This is a genomic window from Streptomyces sp. NPDC002619 (assembly GCF_042889305.1).
Lineage (GTDB): Bacteria > Actinomycetota > Actinomycetes > Streptomycetales > Streptomycetaceae > Streptomyces.
The window spans coordinates 1-18,796 of record NZ_JBIAQV010000017.1 but is presented as its reverse complement, the minus strand read 5'-3'; the positions used below and the strand labels follow the sequence as shown (position 1 = coordinate 18,796).

General features: G+C 70.2%; 13 protein-coding genes, 1 rRNA gene and 1 pseudogene. 7 read left to right on the top strand and 8 right to left on the bottom strand.

Going from position 1 to position 18,796, the window contains the following annotated elements; genetic code table 11:
* Positions 1 to 14: 14 nt before the first annotated feature.
* The 4 genes from ACFYXB_RS25005 to mtrA all read right to left on the bottom strand — a co-directional run bounded on the left by ACFYXB_RS25005 (position 15) and on the right by mtrA (position 5,899).
* The gene (locus ACFYXB_RS25005) at positions 15 to 1,166 is read right to left on the bottom strand and encodes a ComF family protein (protein WP_389586119.1); all 1,152 of its coding nucleotides are present in this window, start codon (positions 1,164 to 1,166) and stop codon (positions 15 to 17) included.
* Between the two features lie 150 nt (positions 1,167 to 1,316).
* On the bottom strand, positions 1,317 to 3,149 hold the full coding sequence (locus ACFYXB_RS25000; RefSeq protein ID WP_389586116.1) for an LpqB family beta-propeller domain-containing protein: 1,833 nt from the start codon (positions 3,147 to 3,149) through the stop codon (positions 1,317 to 1,319).
* Positions 3,139 to 5,208: an MtrAB system histidine kinase MtrB gene (mtrB, locus tag ACFYXB_RS24995; RefSeq protein ID WP_389586112.1), complete on the bottom strand. Its 2,070-nt coding sequence runs from the start codon at positions 5,206 to 5,208 to the stop codon at positions 3,139 to 3,141. Before mtrB ends, ACFYXB_RS25000 begins: the two co-directional genes overlap by 11 nt.
* 1 nt (position 5,209) lies before the next feature.
* The gene (mtrA, locus tag ACFYXB_RS24990; RefSeq protein WP_015659998.1) at positions 5,210 to 5,899 is read right to left on the bottom strand and encodes a two-component system response regulator MtrA; all 690 of its coding nucleotides are present in this window, start codon (positions 5,897 to 5,899) and stop codon (positions 5,210 to 5,212) included.
* 504 nt (positions 5,900 to 6,403) lie between these two features.
* On the opposite strand from mtrA, the gene ACFYXB_RS24985 reads away from it, so the two are divergent.
* On the top strand, positions 6,404 to 8,365 hold the full coding sequence (locus tag ACFYXB_RS24985) for a SpoIIE family protein phosphatase (protein WP_389586109.1): 1,962 nt from the start codon (positions 6,404 to 6,406) through the stop codon (positions 8,363 to 8,365).
* A gap of 903 nt (positions 8,366 to 9,268) precedes the next feature.
* On the opposite strand, the gene ACFYXB_RS24980 is transcribed toward ACFYXB_RS24985, so the two are convergent.
* A complete protein-coding gene (locus ACFYXB_RS24980; RefSeq protein WP_389586105.1) occupies positions 9,269 to 9,925 on the bottom strand; it encodes a class I SAM-dependent methyltransferase in 657 nt (218 codons plus the stop codon).
* A gap of 600 nt (positions 9,926 to 10,525) precedes the next feature.
* Positions 10,526 to 10,834: a hypothetical protein gene (locus tag ACFYXB_RS24975; RefSeq protein WP_389586102.1), complete on the bottom strand. Its 309-nt coding sequence runs from the start codon at positions 10,832 to 10,834 to the stop codon at positions 10,526 to 10,528.
* A 209-nt stretch (positions 10,835 to 11,043) separates the two neighbouring features.
* On the opposite strand from ACFYXB_RS24975, the pseudogene ACFYXB_RS24970 reads away from it, so the two are divergent.
* Positions 11,044 to 11,301: pseudogene (locus ACFYXB_RS24970) on the top strand (transposase family protein); the annotation flags it as partial.
* A gap of 368 nt (positions 11,302 to 11,669) precedes the next feature.
* Here ACFYXB_RS24970 and mtnA read toward each other — a convergent pair.
* Positions 11,670 to 12,812, bottom strand: coding sequence for an S-methyl-5-thioribose-1-phosphate isomerase (gene mtnA / locus ACFYXB_RS24965; protein ID WP_389586099.1), 1,143 nt, complete (start codon positions 12,810 to 12,812; stop codon positions 11,670 to 11,672).
* 140 nt (positions 12,813 to 12,952) lie between these two features.
* On the opposite strand from mtnA, the gene ACFYXB_RS24960 reads away from it, so the two are divergent.
* From ACFYXB_RS24960 to ACFYXB_RS24940, 5 genes are read left to right on the top strand one after another with little or no spacing between them, the layout of a single operon-like run.
* A complete protein-coding gene (locus ACFYXB_RS24960) occupies positions 12,953 to 14,311 on the top strand; it encodes a hypothetical protein (RefSeq protein WP_389586096.1) in 1,359 nt (452 codons plus the stop codon).
* Positions 14,312 to 14,315: 4 nt separating this feature from the next.
* The gene (locus ACFYXB_RS24955; protein ID WP_389586093.1) at positions 14,316 to 15,098 is read left to right on the top strand and encodes a DUF4129 domain-containing protein; all 783 of its coding nucleotides are present in this window, start codon (positions 14,316 to 14,318) and stop codon (positions 15,096 to 15,098) included.
* Positions 15,095 to 16,291 carry a DUF4350 domain-containing protein gene (locus ACFYXB_RS24950; RefSeq protein ID WP_389586090.1) on the top strand — a complete coding sequence of 399 codons (1,197 nt, stop codon included), beginning with the start codon at positions 15,095 to 15,097 and terminating at the stop codon, positions 16,289 to 16,291. Before ACFYXB_RS24955 ends, ACFYXB_RS24950 begins: the two co-directional genes overlap by 4 nt.
* The gene (locus ACFYXB_RS24945; RefSeq protein WP_351348007.1) at positions 16,291 to 17,280 is read left to right on the top strand and encodes a MoxR family ATPase; all 990 of its coding nucleotides are present in this window, start codon (positions 16,291 to 16,293) and stop codon (positions 17,278 to 17,280) included. Before ACFYXB_RS24950 ends, ACFYXB_RS24945 begins: the two co-directional genes overlap by 1 nt.
* Positions 17,280 to 18,590 carry a DUF58 domain-containing protein gene (locus ACFYXB_RS24940; protein ID WP_389586086.1) on the top strand — a complete coding sequence of 437 codons (1,311 nt, stop codon included), beginning with the start codon at positions 17,280 to 17,282 and terminating at the stop codon, positions 18,588 to 18,590. The genes ACFYXB_RS24945 and ACFYXB_RS24940 overlap by 1 nt, the downstream gene beginning before the upstream one ends.
* A 114-nt stretch (positions 18,591 to 18,704) precedes the next feature.
* Here the strand turns inward: ACFYXB_RS24940 and rrf are convergent.
* A 5S ribosomal RNA gene (gene rrf / locus ACFYXB_RS24935) occupies positions 18,705 to 18,796 on the bottom strand; the annotation flags it as partial.

Below are 18,796 nucleotides of genomic sequence, written 5' to 3'. Positions count from 1 at the left end.
ATGCAAGTTCGCAGTCAGTTCCGGTTTATTTCGAAGGAATCCGGTGGTGCCGCGATCACCGCGGCGCGGATCAACTGGACCACTCCGTCCACCTCCGCCATTCCGTCCCTGTCAGGTGTCGGGTTCTCCCTCACCTCCCTTGAACCGGGCGTCCGTTCTCTCCTTCCTTCCCGAGTTGCGCCCGCATACACGGCCGTTGTCCCGCCGCCGTACCCGACCGCCTCCCGTACGGCTCGCGCCGCCTCCGTCAGCGAGGCACCGGTGGTCATCAGGTCGTCGACCAGCACTACGTGACCGCCGGCGAGCAGCCGTGCACCGTCCGCTGCCACCTCCAGCGCACCCTCGAGATTGGCCAGCCGCTGCCGTGAGTTGAGCCCCGACTGGTCGACCACCGCACGCCGCTGCCGCAGCACCGCGACCACCCGGACGGCCATCCCGGCCCGCCGCAGCTCACCGGCCGCCGCGAGCGCGATCCGCCGCACCGGATCGTGCCCCCGCGCCCGCACCGCCCGCACGGCAGAGGGCACCGGCACCAGCAGCACCGGCACGTCACCGCGCCGACGCGGCTCCCCACCATGCACAGCCGCACCGACCCGGCGCCGGCCCGCCACACCATCCGTCTCGAAGGACACGCCCTCACCCCACGACGACACCACGTGCACGCGACGGCCACCACCCGAAGCCCGAGCCGCTGCGCCGTCGGCAGTGACACCCGATGCCGCACGCACACCGGCTTCCGCCGGGAAGCCCGGTTCCCCACCGCTCCCCGCCCAGGCACCCCGTGCCGCATACCCTCCTACGACTGTTCCGTGAGCCCCACCGCCCTCCGCACACGCACCCGCACGCCATGCCCCGTCGCCCCCTGCCACGGCCTCCAGCAGCCCCGCCCGCACAGCGCCCGCCAGAGCCGCGCCCAGAGGCCGCGCAAGGGCCAATGCGCCCCGTTCCTTATGGGCGAGGAGCATGGCCCGCACCTCGTCCGCATACGGAGCCGCCGCGTGCACCGAGGGGAGCCCGGGCGGCTCCGGCACCGGTCGCACTCGGCTCGGTGCGGCCCTGTTCAGGGCGGCACGGCACTCAGGGCAGAGCACTGTGCGAGGCGTCCCACAGCCTCCGCACTCGGCCGGTAGCACCAAGTCGGTGAGGTCCTGCCACCACCCCCGCATGCCCACCACTGTGTCAAGGCCCGGACCGGCCTGCCAGCCCTGTGGACAACTCCTTGTGGATAACTCCACACACACCGTGACGACCATCACTCATTCGAGTGCGGAGCCAGAGCCGCACGGCTCAGACCAGCGCACCGGATCCTCGAAGCCTCACCCCGGATAAACCGGCGCCGACCCGTCCTTGACAACCTTCTGCCACTGCGCCCCGGTCGGCAGCCGTACGATTCCGTCCTCCGAGTACGCCACCAGCGGCACCTGCTCGTCCTCGGACGCGGCGATCTTCTTCACCCCGGTGAGGGCGTCGGGCGCCGGTGCCTCCGGCGTGGAGCCGTCGACCTGGACGTACCGCATCTGCTGCACGCCCCCCTGCTCGCGCCCGACCACCACGAGTCGGCTGTCCCCAGCCCATGACATGGCGGTGACTTGCTCCAACTCGGGGGCCGCGGAACGCAGTTCGACGACCGCCGGACCCTCGCCCGACTTGTCGTCGCGCTCGATCCGCCCGATGAGCAGGGACTGCTTGCCGTCCTTCTCCACGACGAGAGCCATCCGCGCCCCGTCGGCGGCCACCCGCACGTCCTTGATACGCCCGGGCAGCCCGGTCGTCCGCACCACCACCGGCGGGCCCTCCCCGTGTTCCAGCAGGATGAGCCGGGAGTCACGGGGGTCGCGGTCGGCCACCCACAGGTCGCCGCGGGCGTCCCAGGTAGGCGTCGTCAGCCGGTCGGCGTCGGTGGCGCCATGGCTGGTCACGAAGGCGCCGCCGAGCGGGCGTCCCGACGCCATCGAGGCGACGTAGAGCGACCTGCCGTCGACGCTGACCCCGGCTGCGGTGCGCTCGTCGTGCGACACCGCCACCGACTGCAGCTGTTTCCCGCTCTCACCGAGCGCGCCCGGCACCGAGACCGCACTGGTGCTCGTGCTGGTGCCCGCGATGCGCACCAGCTGGTGCTTGTTGTCGAGAAAGTAGAGATATTCGGGGCGGTTCCCGGAACCGTGCCAGGCGACGGACTCTGCCCGCCGCTCGGTGAGGTCGCACATCGTCTCGCCGTTGGCGCCCTGCAGTTCGACCGCGTCCACCGTCGGCGTCAGGTTCTGCAGCGTGTAAAGGAGCTGGGTCGCCATCTCGGTGCACTTCGTCGCTCCGACCTGGGAGGCCTTGCCGTTGAGCGGCACGGTCAGCTTGTTCTGATCGTCGGGCGTCAGCGAGGTGACGCCCTTCCTGAGCGCCGTACCGGTCGGAAAACTCGACCTGACCACGGGTCCGAGCCAGTTCGTCGGCCCGCTGAGCAGCGAACGCACCATCTGCGTCATCGGGTCCACGCGCTTGCGCACGAAGACGGGATCGGCGACCGCCACCGGCTGTCCGCTCGCCCCGATGGAGGTGTTCGAGGCGAAGTAGTACTTGTTGACCGACGTGTAGTTGCGCTGGAAGTCCGACTTGCCCATGACGACGCCCTGGGGCAGCGCGTCGATGCGCCACTGCCCGCTCTTGGCGTCCCGTGTGAGGTGCAGGCTCTTGCTGTACAGCCCTGCGGCGGGCGCGTACGCCTGCTGCCCGTCCACGGTGGCGACCCTGGCCCCGGTCAGCGTGTAGGTGACGTCGGCGGCGTCGTCCCGGCCGCCCGACTGACGGTCGGCCTCGGTGCTCGGCCCGTTCGCGAGCACGGTGGTCGACTGCTCGGGCCGCCACGTCCGCGCAGCGGGCGGGGTCAGATATTTGCGGGCCGTGTCGTAGTGCGGATCGTCGCTGGTCAGCGCCTCCAGGAAGCCCTGCACGATCTCCCCGGCCTGGGCGTCCTCGCTGGGCGGCATGGCGAAGACCCGCACCTGCGTGTCCTGCCGCGGCGTGGACTCGACGTCCCGCAGGTCACCGCTGTCGGGCATCGAGGCACACCCGACCAGCAGTACGACGCCACACGCGGCGTACGCCACTGCGCGCACCGGCAGGCGCGCCGCGCCCCCCTCGCGGTCAGCGCCCACGAAATGCCTCCCCTGCGTTGTTCGAGTCCCCTCGTACGGCGGCCGGGTCCGGATCCTCGGCCCGCGCCGCGTCGGCGGCGGGCGCGTCGTCCTGGCGCCGTACGCTCCCGGTGGGCCGGGGCACCACGCGCGCGCCGCTGCCGGGCAGCGCCGTCGGGTCGGCCGTGGGCGACACGGCGGCCAGCCGCTGTGCGACCGGCATGCGCGGCGGCAACACCTGTCCGCTCGTCGGCTGCGCAGGCACCGTGGCCCGCTTGTCCTCGCCTCCGCGCGGCAGCCCGGCGTCGTTGAGTCCGCGGTTGCGCCGCGAGTCCTTGGGCTCCAGCGGTATCGGCGAGCCACGCAGCGGCTCGTCCGCGGTCCGCGGCAGCGTCAGCCGGAACTGCGAACCGCCTCCCGGTTCGCCCCAGGCCTGCAGCCAGCCGCCGTGCAGCCGGGCGTCCTCCAGGGCGATGGACAGGCCCAGACCCGTGCCACCGGTGGTACGCGCGCGTGCCGGGTCCGCCCGCCAGAAGCGGCTGAAGACCCGGGTCGCCTCGCCGGGCTTGAGCCCGACGCCGTAGTCGCGCACCGCGACCGCGACCGCCCCGCCCGCCGCGGCGAGCTTGACGACGACGTCCTTGCCCTCGCCGTGCTCCACGGCGTTGACGACGAGATTGCGCAGCACCCGCTCCACGCGCCGGGCGTCCGCCTCGGCGACGACGGGCTGCTGGTCGCCGACCACACGTATCCGCGTGCCCTTGCGCTCGGCGAGCGGCTCGGCCCCGCCGACGACCCGCCGTACGACCTCGCGGAGGTCTATCGGCTCGGCCTCCAGCGCCGCCGCTCCGGCGTCGAAGCGGCTGATCTCCAGCAGGTCCGCGAGCAGCGACTCGAACCGGTCGAGCTGGTCGGCGAGCAGTTCCGCGGACCGCGCGGTCACCGGGTCGAAGTCCTCGCGGGCCTCGTGGATGACGTCGGCGGCCATCCGTACGGTGGTCAACGGCGTGCGCAACTCGTGCGACACGTCCGACACGAACCGCCGCTGCATCCGCGAGAGGTCCTCCAGCTGCTGGATCTTCAGCTGCAGGTTCTGCGCCATCTTGTTGAAGGCTTCGCCGAGGCGCGCGATGTCGTCCTCGCCGGTGACCTTCATCCGCTCCTGCAGCCGCCCGGCGGACAGCCGCTCGGCGATCCCGGCCGCCATCCGCACAGGTGTGACGACCTGCCGCACCACGAGCCAGGCAATGGCCCCCAGCAGTACGACGACGAAGAGTCCGGCGGTCGCGAGCGTGCCCTTGACCAGGCTGAGGGACTTCTCCTCCTGGGTGAGCGGGAAGAGGTAGTACAGCTCGTACAGGTCGCCGTTGGGGTCGTTGACCTGCTTGCCGATGACCAGCGCGGGCTGGGAGTCCTTGCCGTTGCTGTAGACAATGCGGGTGTAGCTCTGGGCTGCCGTGGTGCTGCCGTTGACCCGCACACGCAGATCCTCGGGCACGCTGGCGGACGGGTCGACGTACCCGGAACCACGCGGGCTGCGGCCGCCGCCGCTGTCGTCGCCGGCCGGGAGCGTGACCACGTCGAAGGCGCCCTGACCGCCGCTGGAGAGCGACTCGACGAGGTCGCTCATCCACTGGATGACGTTCTGCGACTGCCGTCCGTCGACCGCCGAGGCCTCGTCACCGGTGCCGCTGGCGGCCTCGTCGGCCTTCTGCTTGGCGACCGCGAACCCGCCGGTGGCCTGGCTCTGCGAGGCCTTCACCTTGGCGTCCAGCAGGCCGTTGCGCACCTGCCCGATCACGACGAAGCCCAGCAGCAGCACGACGCCGAGCGACATCAGCAGTGTCGTGACGACGACCTTGAGCTGGATGTTCCGCCGCCACAGCCGCATGACCGGCAGCAGCGGCCGGCGTACCCAGCGCATGAGCAGCCGGAAGACCGGGCTGCCCTGGACTCCGCCTTGGAGCAGCCCGCCCTCGAAGAACCGTCCCCAGCGCGAACCCGCCGCCTTCCGGCCGACAGGCCGCCCCGGTCGGGCCCCGGACCGGCCGGGGGCCGAAGCGGCGCTGTCCCCGGACACGTCAGCTGGGTCCGGCCTTGTAACCGACGCCACGGACGGTCACCACGATCTCCGGCCGCTCGGGGTCCTTCTCGACCTTGGAACGCAGCCGCTGCACATGCACGTTCACCAGACGGGTGTCGGCGGCGTGCCGGTAGCCCCATACCTGCTCCAGGAGCACCTCACGCGTGAACACCTGCCACGGCTTACGGGCCAGCGCGACCAGCAGGTCGAACTCCAGCGGCGTGAGCGCGATCGACTGACCGTCCCGCTTCACGGAGTGCCCGGCCACGTCGATGACGAGGTCACCTATGGCGAGCTGCTCCGGCGCCGGCTCCTCAGACCTCCGCAGCCGCGCCCGGATGCGGGCGACCAGCTCCTTCGGCTTGAACGGCTTCACGATGTAGTCGTCGGCGCCCGACTCCAGACCGACCACGACGTCGACGGTGTCGCTCTTGGCCGTGAGCATCACGATCGGCACCCCGGACTCGGCCCGGATCAGCCGGCACACCTCGATGCCGTCCCTGCCGGGCAGCATCAGGTCGAGCAGCACCAGATCGGGCTTGGTCTCACGGAAAGCGGCCAGCGCCTTGTCACCGTCGGCTACGAAAGACGGCTCGAAACCTTCACCACGCAGCACGATGCCGAGCATCTCGGCCAGTGCGGTGTCGTCGTCGACGACAAGGACTCGTCCCTTCATAAACGACATCATCCCATTCTCATAACGGTGAAGGTGACACAGGTGAGCAGGGTCACCGGCCAGTGACGATAGTCGCACGGGACCGTCACTGTCTGCCCTCATCTGCCGACGTTGATGTCAGCGACAGATGTCAACTGTCGATCACTCATTGAACGCCGATGCCTCCTGGCGATGCGTCGGAACAGTGCTGCCCGCGTCCGTCCGCCACAGATACCCCAGGCTCGGTGCGTCGTCGTCGGTCGGCGGCGCCGGGGCGTGGAACCGCTGGGTGCGCGGGAGTGGCGGGCACCGGAGTTCACCGCGACCGGTCTGGCCCCGGGCAGCTGTACTCCGCTGCTGTGCCGCGACCGCTCGCCGTCGACCCCTCTTCACGGGCGGCCGTCCACTGTTCCAGGGGGTTCCCTGCCGTCGTCACTCGACGCAGCCGGTCAAACACACCCTTCACCCAAGACGTCGCGGCACAAATGAGCAAAAATTGCTTAATCGGCTGTTTTGGTAGGTGCTAGGGAGCCACAAATGGACGCGTCGGACGAACTCCTTCGAAGGGCTGACCCGGCGGCACTTCTGACGCTGGACGGTGTCATCAGCGGTCTCAACGCTGCGATGGCCACGGCGCTGGGCAGGCCGGCGGAGCAGTGCCTGGGACGTGATTTCGGTGATCTGTGTCCCGCAAGCCAGCGGATGTTGGCCGAGAGCCTCGTGGTCCACGCCGCCAGGACGGTCGCGATGCGGGTGCTGGAGTTCCCCGGGCGAGGCGGAGCACCCGTTGCCTGCTTGATCGAGGCCCGGCCGGTCAAGGATCCCGCCGGTGACGGGCAGCTGGTCTGGGTGCACGCCCTGGATGCGCGGAACGACCTGGCGAGCCTGCTGATCCCGTTCCGGACGGCCACCACGGCAGCCGACCTCGGCCTGTGGATGTATTCATCCCAGGGGAACCAGCTCGAGTGGCTCGGTGGCGCGCCCGCCCTAGCCGCGACCTTCCCGGATCCCACTACGTACCTTTCCACAGTGATCTCGGCAGTGCACCCTGACGACCAGGAGGCCTTGCAGCAGCTCCTGCGCTCGACCTCCGCCCAGTCCTCCTGGGTGGGGTTGCGGTACCTCACCCAGCACGACGGCTGGCACCAACTGGCCGTTCAGACCGGTCGGATCCAGTTGGGCTATGACGGACCCGAGCGGATCTTCGGAATGGTCCGCGACGACACCAAGCAGGAGAAGCACAAGGAGAAGGCGCAGGCCGCGCTTACTGCCGAGCGACAGCGCGCCAAAGACATCGCCGAGTTCTCCTCCGCCTTGATCACTGCGGCCACGGAGCAGGAACTGCAGCAGGTCGTCCTGACCCGGCTCGCCGCAACCTTCGGCGCCAGCGGCGCCCTGCTCGCGCTCGTCGACGAAGGCCGCCTGCGCGTCTCCACCGATGCCGGGATAGCCATGTGGGAAGTCGACGTCATGCACGGCATGTCGCTGGAACATCCGAGCCCGCTGCCCGAGGCGATCCGCACCGGCAAGTCGCACTTCATCCCCGACCGGGAGGATTACATCCGCCGCTGGCCACACGCGGCCCAATATCCGCGGCTCGGCCGACTCGGCTCCGACTACGCCTCCTCCATCATGCCCCTCAGTGAGACCGGCAATCAGCCCCTCGGGGCGTGGCTGGTGACCTACGGCAGCGGATACCGGCCGTCCCTGGACAAGCGGACCCTCATGGGTACGCTGGCCGACCTGGCAGGCCAGGCACTGAGGCGCATCAGGCTTCAGCAGGCACGAATCGAGCTGGCCACGGCGCTGCAGCAGACCATGCTCCCCACGCTGCCCGAGCACCTCGCGGGCCTGGAGGTCGCCGCCCGCTACCGACCCAGCCGCGACGGGCTGGACATCGGCGGAGACTGGTACGACGCCTTCATGATGCCCGACGGCACGATCGCACTGGAGATCGGCGACGCCCAAGGGCACGACGTCGACGCCGCCGCAGCCATGGGACAAGTGCGCTCGTTCATGCGCGGGATCGCCGCCCACGAGGCGCATCCGGGAGCCGTGCTGACGCGCACCAACGAGCTGCTCGTCACGATGGGCGCGGCACGATTCGCCAGCTGCACCATGCTGCATATCGACCCGAGCGACGGACGGGTCACCGGCACCAGCGCCGGCCACGTGCCGTTGCTGTGCGCGCACAAGGACGGCAGCCACAGCATCCGCGAGCTGCCGGGCGGGCCGGTCCTGGGAGTCGTGCCCGACACCGACTACCGCGAGGAGACCTTCACCCTGGACGAAGACAGCACGCTGGTCATGGTCACCGACGGCGTGGTCGAAGGACCGGGCCTGACGTTGGAAGCCGGACTGGAGCGGGCCGGAACGCTGGCCGCCCAAGCCCTCCACTACGGGCTGCATGCCGAGGAGATCGCCGACCGCGTCCTCGACGCCGCGGTCGCGGTGGACCACCTCGACGACGTGGCCGTGCTGGTCATCCGACGCACATGACGGCGCCCGCGTCCTCAACCCTCTCCATACGGACCCCCAAGCCGGCCGCGGAAGGACCCTCCGGCCCCAGTCACCCAGAGCCCCAGTTTGGAAGACGGCGTATGTGGATGGCGGCTGACCTGGGAAGTCTCTGACCTGGGCTGGAGCGCGAGTGGCACCGCGGTTCCCCGTGAGGCCCCGGGAGATCCCGCCGGATCGGGCACGGCTGGCACTCGCCTCGAGCGGTAGATGGCTGGGGGTGCGCGGTCTCAAGCGCGCCAGCGGTCCCAGAGTAGCCACTTCGTGTGCCGGGGCAGGTGATGACGCCAGAGCCAGAGAGGCAAGCGCCGGTGCGGGACAAACGTCCAGAGATCGTCGTCGGCTTCGTTGCCCCTGGGGCGGGTTCGCAAGAGGGCTAGGCACTCGGTATCGACCGTGTGGTGAAGACGTGCAACGTGCGCTAGCGCGACCGTGCCCTGCCGGCGCAATTCTTCCGAGTCCGAGCGGAGAGCGCGGGCGATCCGGGGAAAGATGGCCACGGGATCGGAGTAATTGAGGGCAAGGCCAATCACGGCCACTCCGACGTGCGGCTCCCCTCGGTCAAATGCCACGTCGATTTCCTCTGGCTGGTCCATTCCGAGCAGGCCTGTACCGTCTGCCCAGTTGTAGGCCCAGTCAGGAGAACCTGTGCCTGCACGCTCGTCTGTCACGCGCCGACCTTACGACTGGCCGTGTACCGCCGCGAGATCAGTTCTTCTGGAAGTGGCGCAGCCGATCTCTCACCTGGGCATCTCTCCTGGCCGACCACTGTGACCTGCGGGAACGCCGTCAGCCTCTGTCGTCGTCTGTCAACGTTGGTCTGCCTCGGACGGCCCAGGGACGGCCCAGGTCACGTCCAGCTCCTGCCCATGGCGCGGCAACCGTTCAGTGCTGGTGCCAGACCAGGGTGTAGCGCCAGAACAGACGCCGGCGCAGCCGTGCGCCGGGTAGTGCGTGATGGGCGTCGCGAACGATGTCCGGGAAGGCCATGGTCGCTGGTTGGGTCGGGGCGGTCATCGAAGCGGGCCGCGGTGCCTTGTGGCCCTTGTTCTTGATCCAGGCCATGGCGACATTCGACGGAATGGCGACGGCGTCGAGCAGGAAATCGCTCCGAGACTGCTGGCGCGCAAGGCCGACGACGACCAGGGTTCCGCCAGGCGCAAGGTGCTTACGGAAGCGCGTGAGGGCATCGCTGAACGGCATATGGTGGATGGTGGCGACACATGTGATGACGTCGTAGGGGCCAGGCGGTATCTCATTCAGCGCATCTCCGACGCTGAAGGTCACCGGAGCTGCCGGGGCCGTGAGTTCCCGAGCGCGAGCGACGATAGTGGGGTCGACGTCGATACCGTGCACTGCTCTCGCCCGTGAGGTCAGGAGCCTGGCCAGGTCACCGCTGCCCGATCCGACGTCCAAGGCGCTGTCGAAGCGGCTGGGGAGCTGCCGCAGGATCCACCGGTGGTAGTGGGCATTGTGGTCCCAGGGGTGGGCGGCATGGAACTGCTCAAGCGCTCGAAAAATGCGGGGCAACGGTGTCCTCATGGCCTGAGTCCATCAGCCCCTGGTCATCTGCGAAACCCCGTCGAATGGCAGCCGGACGAGACTGTTGTCGTAACTGATGAACAAGGCCAACCAGCCCACCACTCACCCCGGCTTCCATCCCGTCTGCCGTCGACCCACACGTCTGTGGAGCGGGCGTGGTTCAGGGCGTCAAGGTGGAGCGCGCCACTGTACGAACGACTGTGAGGATTGATCACGGCACTGCTCGGCGGCCTGACCCACCGAACGATTGACGCTTCGGGCTGTCCTTTCCAGGAATCGTCGGCCGGCTGGGCGGTGCCGCTATGCACGTGGCCGGTCGAGCGCCTGTGACCTCATAGGAGCCCGGCCAAAGGTCCCATCACAGTCTTGTCCTGACGCCCGACCGGCCCGTGCGATCCCTCGCGCATCGCACGGAAGGACAGCGTTCCCAGCATGGCAGATCAGATCGCGGTGGTCGGCGGCGTGGACACCCACACCGACTTCCACCAGGCAGCGGTGATTGACCGATCAGCCCAGCTCAACCGACCCCAAGCGAAACAGGGAGGTTAGTGTGCCCTGGGAAACGGAGTGTCCCAGGGTATGCAGTTCTCGGTCAGAGTCCTAGTCCAGGGCAACGAGTACGGGGCCGCCGATGAAGAGCAGGTACTGAAGGGCCACGAGCCAGGGCCGTATCTTCTGCATCCTCTTGTCCGGGGTGAATGTCACGGCGAGGGTGAGAAGGACTCCGAGCGCAAGGGCAGGGGCCCCGGCCTCTGCGAGCGGACCGCTCCGGCCGTCTTCGCGGTGGTCCGCGCCCAGCAACCAGAGATAGGCGATCAGCGCGGGCCAGAAGGCGAGTGTCCCCAGTGCGCCGATGAGCCGCGAGAGACTCGTGTCATCCGACGACGGTCTGTTCACTATGTCACTCATGGGAGCGTCCTATCAGATTCGCTGGTCAGCCACCTTGGAAACCGAGTTCAGGTAACTGCGGACCTCGGTCCGAGCCTGCACCCCTCACCCTCGCCGCTTAGCGGCCCGGCGTGCTCGCGAGGCGCGAGCGCGCCCCCTCAGTCACCCGGCAACCGGCCGAAGGGACCCGGGACCCCGGCCACCCGTCCTTCCGGGCTCTCGGCACCGTCGGCGTCCTGTGCTGGGCCGACAAGGGATACCGCGGAGCCGGCGGCACGGTCCGCGCCCCCTGCTGGGGACGATGGGAGACCCTGTCCACAGGCCAGCGGGCGGTCAACCGCTCTCACGCCAAGATCCGGGCCCTCGTCGAACAGGCCATCGCCACCCTCAAGTCCTGGCGGCTCCTGCGCAAGCTCCGATGCTCGACCACCCGCATCACGAGCCTCGTCCAGGCCATCCTCTGCCTGCATCACGCCAGCTCAGACTGAAGATGGAAAAGGCTCCTTGTGTACTAACCTCGCGAAAGCGCGAGGCTAGAGGCCTCATCGGGCCTGGAAACCGCCGCTTGATGTAGCCATTGGATGTCACGGCCCCTCGCCTCGCGCGTCGTCGCAGGTAGAGGGGCCGATTCCGTTGATCAGGCTGGGAGCATCCCATTCTCATAACGGTGAAGGTGACACAGGTGAGCAGGGTCACCGGCCAGTGACGATAGTCGTACGGGAGGGTTACTGTCTGCCCTCGCCCTGCTGAAGCCCCTGACAGCCCGCCACCCGGACCTGGAATCACGGCACCGCCATCCGGCTCGGAAGAGGCCCTACCCCGTCGTACGGACCGGGATCAGCCCAGCCTCCGGCCGTCAGTCGGCCGCCGCCCGGCGCGAGCGCTCGCACAGCTCTGCGAGGCCCTCCGCCGTCACCGGTGACACGGCGCCCTCCTCGGTGACGATGGCCGTCACCAGCTCGGGCGGCGTCACGTCGAACGCCGGGTTGTACGCCTGTGTGCCCAGCGGCGCCACCGGAACCCCGCCCCCGGCTCCCGCACCCGGCCCCTGCGGCACGCTGACCTCGGTCACCTCGAACCCGGGGCGCTGCTCGATCTCGATCGACGCCCCGTTCGGCGTGTCCGGATCGACCGTCGTCAGCGGCGCCACCACGATGAACGGCACATGGTGGTACCGCGCCAGCACGGCGAGCGGATAACTCCCCACCTTGTTCGCCACCGAACCGTCGACCGCGATACGGTCCGCGCCGATCAGCACCGCGTCCACCTCCCCCGCCGCGAACAGCGAACCGGCCGCGTTGTCGGTGAGCAGGGTGTACGACATACCGCTGCGTGCCGCCTCGTACGCCGTGAGCCGCGCGCCCTGCAACAACGGACGCGTCTCGTCCACCCACAGCCGCCGCAGCCGCCCGGCCCGGTGCGCGTGGAGCGCGACCGCGAACGCCGTGCCCTCCCCGCCCGACACCAGCGATCCGGTGTTGCAGTGGGTGAGGATCCGATGCCCGCCTCCGGGCAGCAGCTCCTCGAGGAGCGCGAGCCCGTGCCCGGCCATGCGCGTACTGGCCTCGGCGTCCTCCCGGTGCAGCGCCCGCGCCGCGTCGAGCGCCGCCACGGCCGCCTGCTGCGGTTCCCCGCCCTGGGCCAGCGCGGCCCGGTACGCGGTCTGCGCCCTGCGCACGCCGACGGAGAGGTTCACCGCGGTGGGCCGGGCGCCCTGGAGCGCCTTCGCGGCCTCGTCAACGTCGAAGCCCCGCGCGGCGGCGAGCGCGACGCCGTACGCCCCCGCGATGCCGAGCAGCGGCGCCCCGCGCACGGCGAGCGAACAGATCGCCTCGACCAGCGCCGACGCGTCCGTGCACACCAGCTCAACTTCCTCCGCCGGCAGTCTCGTCTGGTCGAGAAGGACCACAACGGGGCCTTCGGGAGGTTGCTCCCAGCGGATCGCGGGGATGTCGGTGGGCCGTATGTCCTCGCCGGATTGCGCCTGCTGATCAGCCATGCGGTCAGTGTGCCCCCTATCCGTCGGACAATTGAAGGTGTGCAGCCCATACCGCGGCCGGTCCCCCGGTGACCACCCCATGGCACGATGGCTGCCAACCTGCAGCCGCGACCGCGGACGGGCACTGTGAAGGAGCTTCGATGAAAGACACTCCGGGCTGGGCCTCGCCCGGATCCGCCCCGTCCGACGGGCAGGACCCCGGCGCGTCCGGACCTGCCGAGCCGGCCGACCGGCCCGGCCCCGCACAGCCCGCCGAGCAGCCGGGCGCGGGTCCGCAGGACCCCGGTTCGAAGTGGTCCCAGGAGCAGCCGCCGCCCGGCCAGTGGTCCGCGCCCACAGGCGCCCCGGGCCAGGGCCAGGCACCGCCGCCCCCACCACCCGGCCCGGGTTGGGGCGGCCAGAACCCCGGTGGTGGTTACGGGGGTTACGGAGGCCCCGGCGGTTACGGCGGCGGTGGATACGGCGCTCCCGGTGGATACGGAGCCCGGGGCGGCGGCTGGGGCGGTCCTCCGCCCGCGGCCAAGCCCGGCGTGATCCCGCTCCGCCCGCTCGGCGTGGGCGAGATACTGGACGGCGCCGTCTCCACCATGCGCACCTACTGGCGCACGGTCCTGGGCATCTCCCTGACCGTCGCGGTCGTCACAGAGTTCGTCACCATCCTCTTCCAGGGCCTCGTCCTGAACGACACCGCCACCACTGAGTCGCTCAACGACCCCAGCGCCTCGCTCAGCGAAGTGGCCCGCGCCATGGGCGAAGCCCTGCTCGGCTCCGCCGCCGTCCTCCTGATCACCACGATCGGCACGATCATCGCCACCGCACTGCTGACGACGGTGACCAGCCGCGCCGTGCTCGGCAAGTCCGTGACCATAGGCGAGGCCTGGAGCGACGCCCGCCCGCAGGTCCTCAAGCTGTTCGGGCTGGTCCTGCTGCTGCCGCTCATCGCCTTCGGCGTGCTGCTCGTCGGCGCGCTGCCCGCGATCATCGTGGCGGTCGCCGGCGGACCGGGCGCGGCCATCGCCGTGCTCGCCGTCCTCGGCATCCTCGCCGCAGCTGTCGTCGCCGCCTGGCTCACGGTCCGCTTCTCGCTCGCCTCGCCCGCGCTGATGCTGGAACGTCAGGGCATCCTCAAGTCGATGAGCCGCTCCGCCAAGCTGGTCCGCGGCTCCTGGTGGCGGGTCTTCGGCATCCAACTGCTCGCCGGGCTCATCGCCAACATCATGGCGTCGATCATCGTCGTCCCCTTCGCCGTGCTCGCGGCCGCGCTCAGCGGCGACGGCTTCTCCACCTTCCTCAACGGAACCGGCAACGTCGGCTGGACGTTCCTCATCATCAGCGGCATCGGCTCGGTGATCGGCTCCACGATCACGTTCCCGATCAACGCGGGCGTCACCGTGCTCCTCTACATCGACCAGCGCATCCGCCGCGAGGCCCTCGACCTCGAACTGGCCCGCGCCGCCGGCGTCCAGGACTACGGCACCGGCGCCACCCCGGGGAGCTGATGCGGTGAACCTGGCGGGGGGAGTTCTCACCACGGCGCCGGCGCTGCCGCACGCCGCCGGTTCGGCCGTACGAATCCTGTTGCGTGCCGGCGACACGGCCGTACTGTCGCTGGCACGCAGCGGCGACGAACCACCGGTCACCATCCCGCGCGACCCCGCGCGGGAGGCGGCACGGCGCGAGCTGTCCAAGCGGATGTACCACGAGAACGACCCCGGCCTGGTCCAGCGTGCCCTGAACGCCTTCTGGGACTGGCTCGACAGGGTGCTCGGCGCCGCCGCCTCAGCGACGCCCGGCGGCATGCTCGGGCTGGTCGTCGTGGTCCTGGCCGTCGTCGCCGTCCTGGCCGCACTGTGGTGGCGCCTGGGTACCCCGCGCCGCCAGCCCTCCTCCGCGCCCGCCCTGTTCGACGACCGCCCCCACAGCGCCGCCGAACATCGCGCAGCCGCCGAGGCACACGCCGCCCAGGCCCACTGGAACCAGGCCGTACAGGAACGCATGCGGGCCATCGTCCGTGCCCTCGAGGAGCGCGCCCTGCTCGACGTCCGCCCCGGACGCACCGCCGACGAGGCGGCGGCCGAAGCCGGCACCGCCCTGCCGGCGCACACGGACCGACTGCGGGCCGCGGCCCGGGAGTTCGACGACGTGACATACGGCGGACGCAGGGCGAGCGAGCAGTCGTACCACCGCATCGCCGAACTCGACCGCGACCTGGAACGCACCAGGCCGGTCCTCGCGAGCAACACCCACAGCACGGCCCACAACACCCGCCAGGGGGCCGCCGAATGACCGCCGGGACCACGCTCCCGTCCACCTCGGTCTCGCCCACCGTCCGTCAGGTGTGGACCCGCGCGCGAGGCATCGTCCTCGCCCTCGTGCTCCTTGTGGTGGGCGGCGTCGCCATCGCCGTCGTCCACTCCGACGCCCGGCACGGCGCCCTCGACCCGCGCTCCGCCGACCTCCACGGCAGCCGCGCCGTCGCTGAACTCCTCGCCGACCGCGGGGTGTCCACACGCGTGGTCACCACCCTGGACGAGGTCCGCACCGCGGCCGGCCCGCACACCACGGTGCTGGTGGCCGCGCCCGACCTGCTGACGCACCGCCGACAGTCCGCACTGCACGCCGCGACCGCCCGCTCCGGTGGACGCACCATCCTCGTGGCCGCCAGCAACTGGTCCGTCGAACGGCTCGCCCCCGGCGTCACCGCCGACCCCGCCACCAGCTACAGCTCGACACTGTCCCCCGACTGCACCCTGCCGGCCGCACAACGCGCGGGCCGCGCCGACACCGGCGGCATCCGCTACACCACCAGTCACCTCGACGCGGACTCCTGCTACCCCAGCGAGCGCCTGGCCACCTTGGTGCGCGTCCCCGCGGCCTCCGGTGGCGGCGACACCATCGTCCTCGGCGCGCCCGACATCCTCTACAACAACCGCCTCGACAAGCAGGGCAACGCCTCGCTCGCCCTCCAACTCCTCGGCTCCCGCCCGCATCTGGTCTGGTACCTCCCCTCGCTCTCCGACAACTCGGTCCCCGATACCAATGGCCAGAAGGGCTTCTTCGACCTGCTTCCCTCCGGCTGGCTGTGGGGCACGCTGCAGCTCTTCATCGCGGCAGCCGTCGCCGCCTTCTGGCGGGCACGCCGACTGGGCCCTCTCGTGCCCGAGAAACTCCCCGTTGCGATCCGCGCCTCCGAAACCGTCGAAGGCCGCGCACGCCTCTACCGCAAAGCCAACGCCCGAGATCGCGCCGCCCCCGCTCTTCGCTCCACCACGCGCACCCGCCTCGCCCCCCTCGTAGGCGTCCCCGTCTCCCAGGCGCACGCGCCCGAGGCCCTGCTCCCCGCCCTGTCCACACACCTCCACGGCGACGGACAGAACCTGCACTCCCTCCTCTTCGGACCGCCGCCCGGCGACGACGCGGCCCTCATCGCACTCACCGACCAACTCGACGCCCTCGAAAGAGAGGTACGCCGTTCATGATGGACCCGACCACTGACAACGCCGGGTACGCCGGGGATCCGGGCAATGCCCGAGCCTCCTTGGAGGCCTTGCGCGCCGAGATCGCCAAAGCCGTGGTCGGCCAGGACCCCGCTGTGACCGGCCTCGTCGTCGCCCTCCTCTGCCGCGGACACGTACTACTGGAAGGAGTCCCCGGAGTCGCCAAAACGTTGCTCGTCCGCGCGCTCGCCTCGGCGCTCGAACTCGACACCAAGCGCGTCCAGTTCACCCCCGACCTCATGCCGAGCGACGTGACGGGCTCGCTCGTCTACGACACCCGCAGCGCCGAGTTCTCCTTCCAGCCCGGGCCGGTCTTCACCAACCTCCTCCTCGCCGACGAGATCAACCGCACCCCGCCCAAGACCCAATCGTCCCTCCTCGAGGCCATGGAAGAACGCCAGGTCACGGTCGACGGCACACCCCGTCCCCTCCCCGAGCCGTTCCTGGTCGCCGCGACCCAGAACCCGGTCGAGTACGAGGGCACGTACCCCCTCCCCGAGGCCCAACTCGACCGCTTCCTCCTCAAACTGACCATCCCCCTGCCCTCCCGCGAGGACGAGATCGACGTCCTCACCCGCCACGCCGAAGGCTTCAACCCACGCGACCTGCGAGCCGCCGGCCTACGCCCCGTCGCGGGCCCCGCCGACCTCGAAGCCGCCCGCGCCTCGGTCGCCAAGACCGCCGTCTCGCCGGAGATCACCGCCTACGTGGTCGACATCTGCCGTGCCACGCGCGAGTCTCCTTCCCTCACCCTGGGCGTGTCCCCGCGCGGCGCCACCGCCCTCCTGGCCACCGCACGCGCATGGGCCTGGCTGACCGGCCGCGACTACGTGATCCCCGACGACGTGAAGGCCCTGGCCCTACCCGCCCTCCGCCATCGCGTGCAACTACGCCCCGAGGCCGAGATGGAGGGCGTGACGGCCGACTCCGTCATCAACGCGATCCTCGCGCACGTCCCGGTCCCGCGCTGATGGCCCTCACCGGACGCGCCGCACTCCTCGCGGCCCTCGGTTCGATCCCCGTCGGCATCTGGGAACCCGGCTGGACGGGCATCCTCGCGGTCAACGCCCCGCTGGCCGTCGCCTGTGCCTGCGACTTCGCGCTCGCGGCACCCGTACGACGCCTCGTGCTGACCCGCTCCGGAGACACCTCCGCACGCCTCGGCGAAACCGCCGACGTCACGCTCACCGTCACCAACCCGTCCCGCCGCCTGCTCCGCGCCAGGCTGCGGGACGCCTGGCCACCGAGCAGCTGGCAACCCGGCACGGAGGTCGCTGCCTCTCGTCACCGACTCACGGTGCCGCCAGGCGAACGCCGACGCGTGACGACACGTCTACGTCCCACACGTCGCGGCGACCGCCAGGCCGATCGGGTGACCGTCCGCTCATACGGCCCCCTCGGCCTCTTCACCCGCCAGGGCACGCACAAAGTGCCCTGGACAGTACGAGTTCTGCCCCCCTTCACCAGCCGCAAGCACCTCCCGTCGAAACTCGCTCGTTTGCGTGAACTCGACGGCCGTACCAGCGTGCTGACCCGAGGCGAAGGCACCGAGTTCGACAGCTTGCGCGAATACGTCCCCGGCGACGACACCCGCTCCATCGACTGGCGTGCCACAGCCCGCCAGACCACGGTCGCCGTGCGCACCTGGCGTCCAGAACGCGACCGCCACATCCTTCTGGTCCTCGACACCGGCCGTACTTCGGCGGGCCGCGTCGGCGACGCCCCGCGCCTGGACGCTTCCATGGACGCGGCGCTGCTCCTCGCAGCGCTCGCGTCCCGCGCCGGCGACCGCGTGGACCTGCTCGCATACGACCGCCGCGTACGCACCCTGGTCCAGGGCCGCTCAGCGCGCGACGCCCTCCCGGCCCTGGTCAATGCGATGGCCACACTGGAGCCGGAACTCCTCGAGACAGACGCACGCGGCCTCACGGCCACAGCCCTTCGTACGGCCCCTCGCCGATCCCTGATCGTCCTGCTCACGACCCTCGACGCCGCTCCGGTCGAAGAGGGACTGCTTCCCGTGCTCTCGCAGCTCACCCAGCGCCACACGGTTCTGCTCGCATCGGTGGCCGATCCGCACATTGCCCGCATGGCAACCGCTCGAGGAAACTCCGAAGCGGTGTACGAGGCCGCTGCGGCCGCTCAGGCGCAGGCAGAACGTCAGCGCACTGCGGAGCAACTTCGCCGGCACGGTGTGACCGTCGTCGACGCAACGCCGGACGATCTGGCGCCGGCGTTGGCAGACGCATATTTGGCATTGAAGGCGGCGGGGCGGCTGTGAATCCGGGCTGTGATTCCGCCCGCCTTTAATTTTGAGAGGAGGGCGGGGCAAGTCCAGAGCCCCGGAACGCAGAAAAGCCCCGCACCAGAAGGTGCGGGGCTTTTCCCACAATTTGTTCGGCGGTGTCCTACTCTCCCACAGGGTCCCCCCTGCAGTACCATCGGCGCTGTAAGGCTTAGCTTCCGGGTTCGAAATGTAACCGGGCG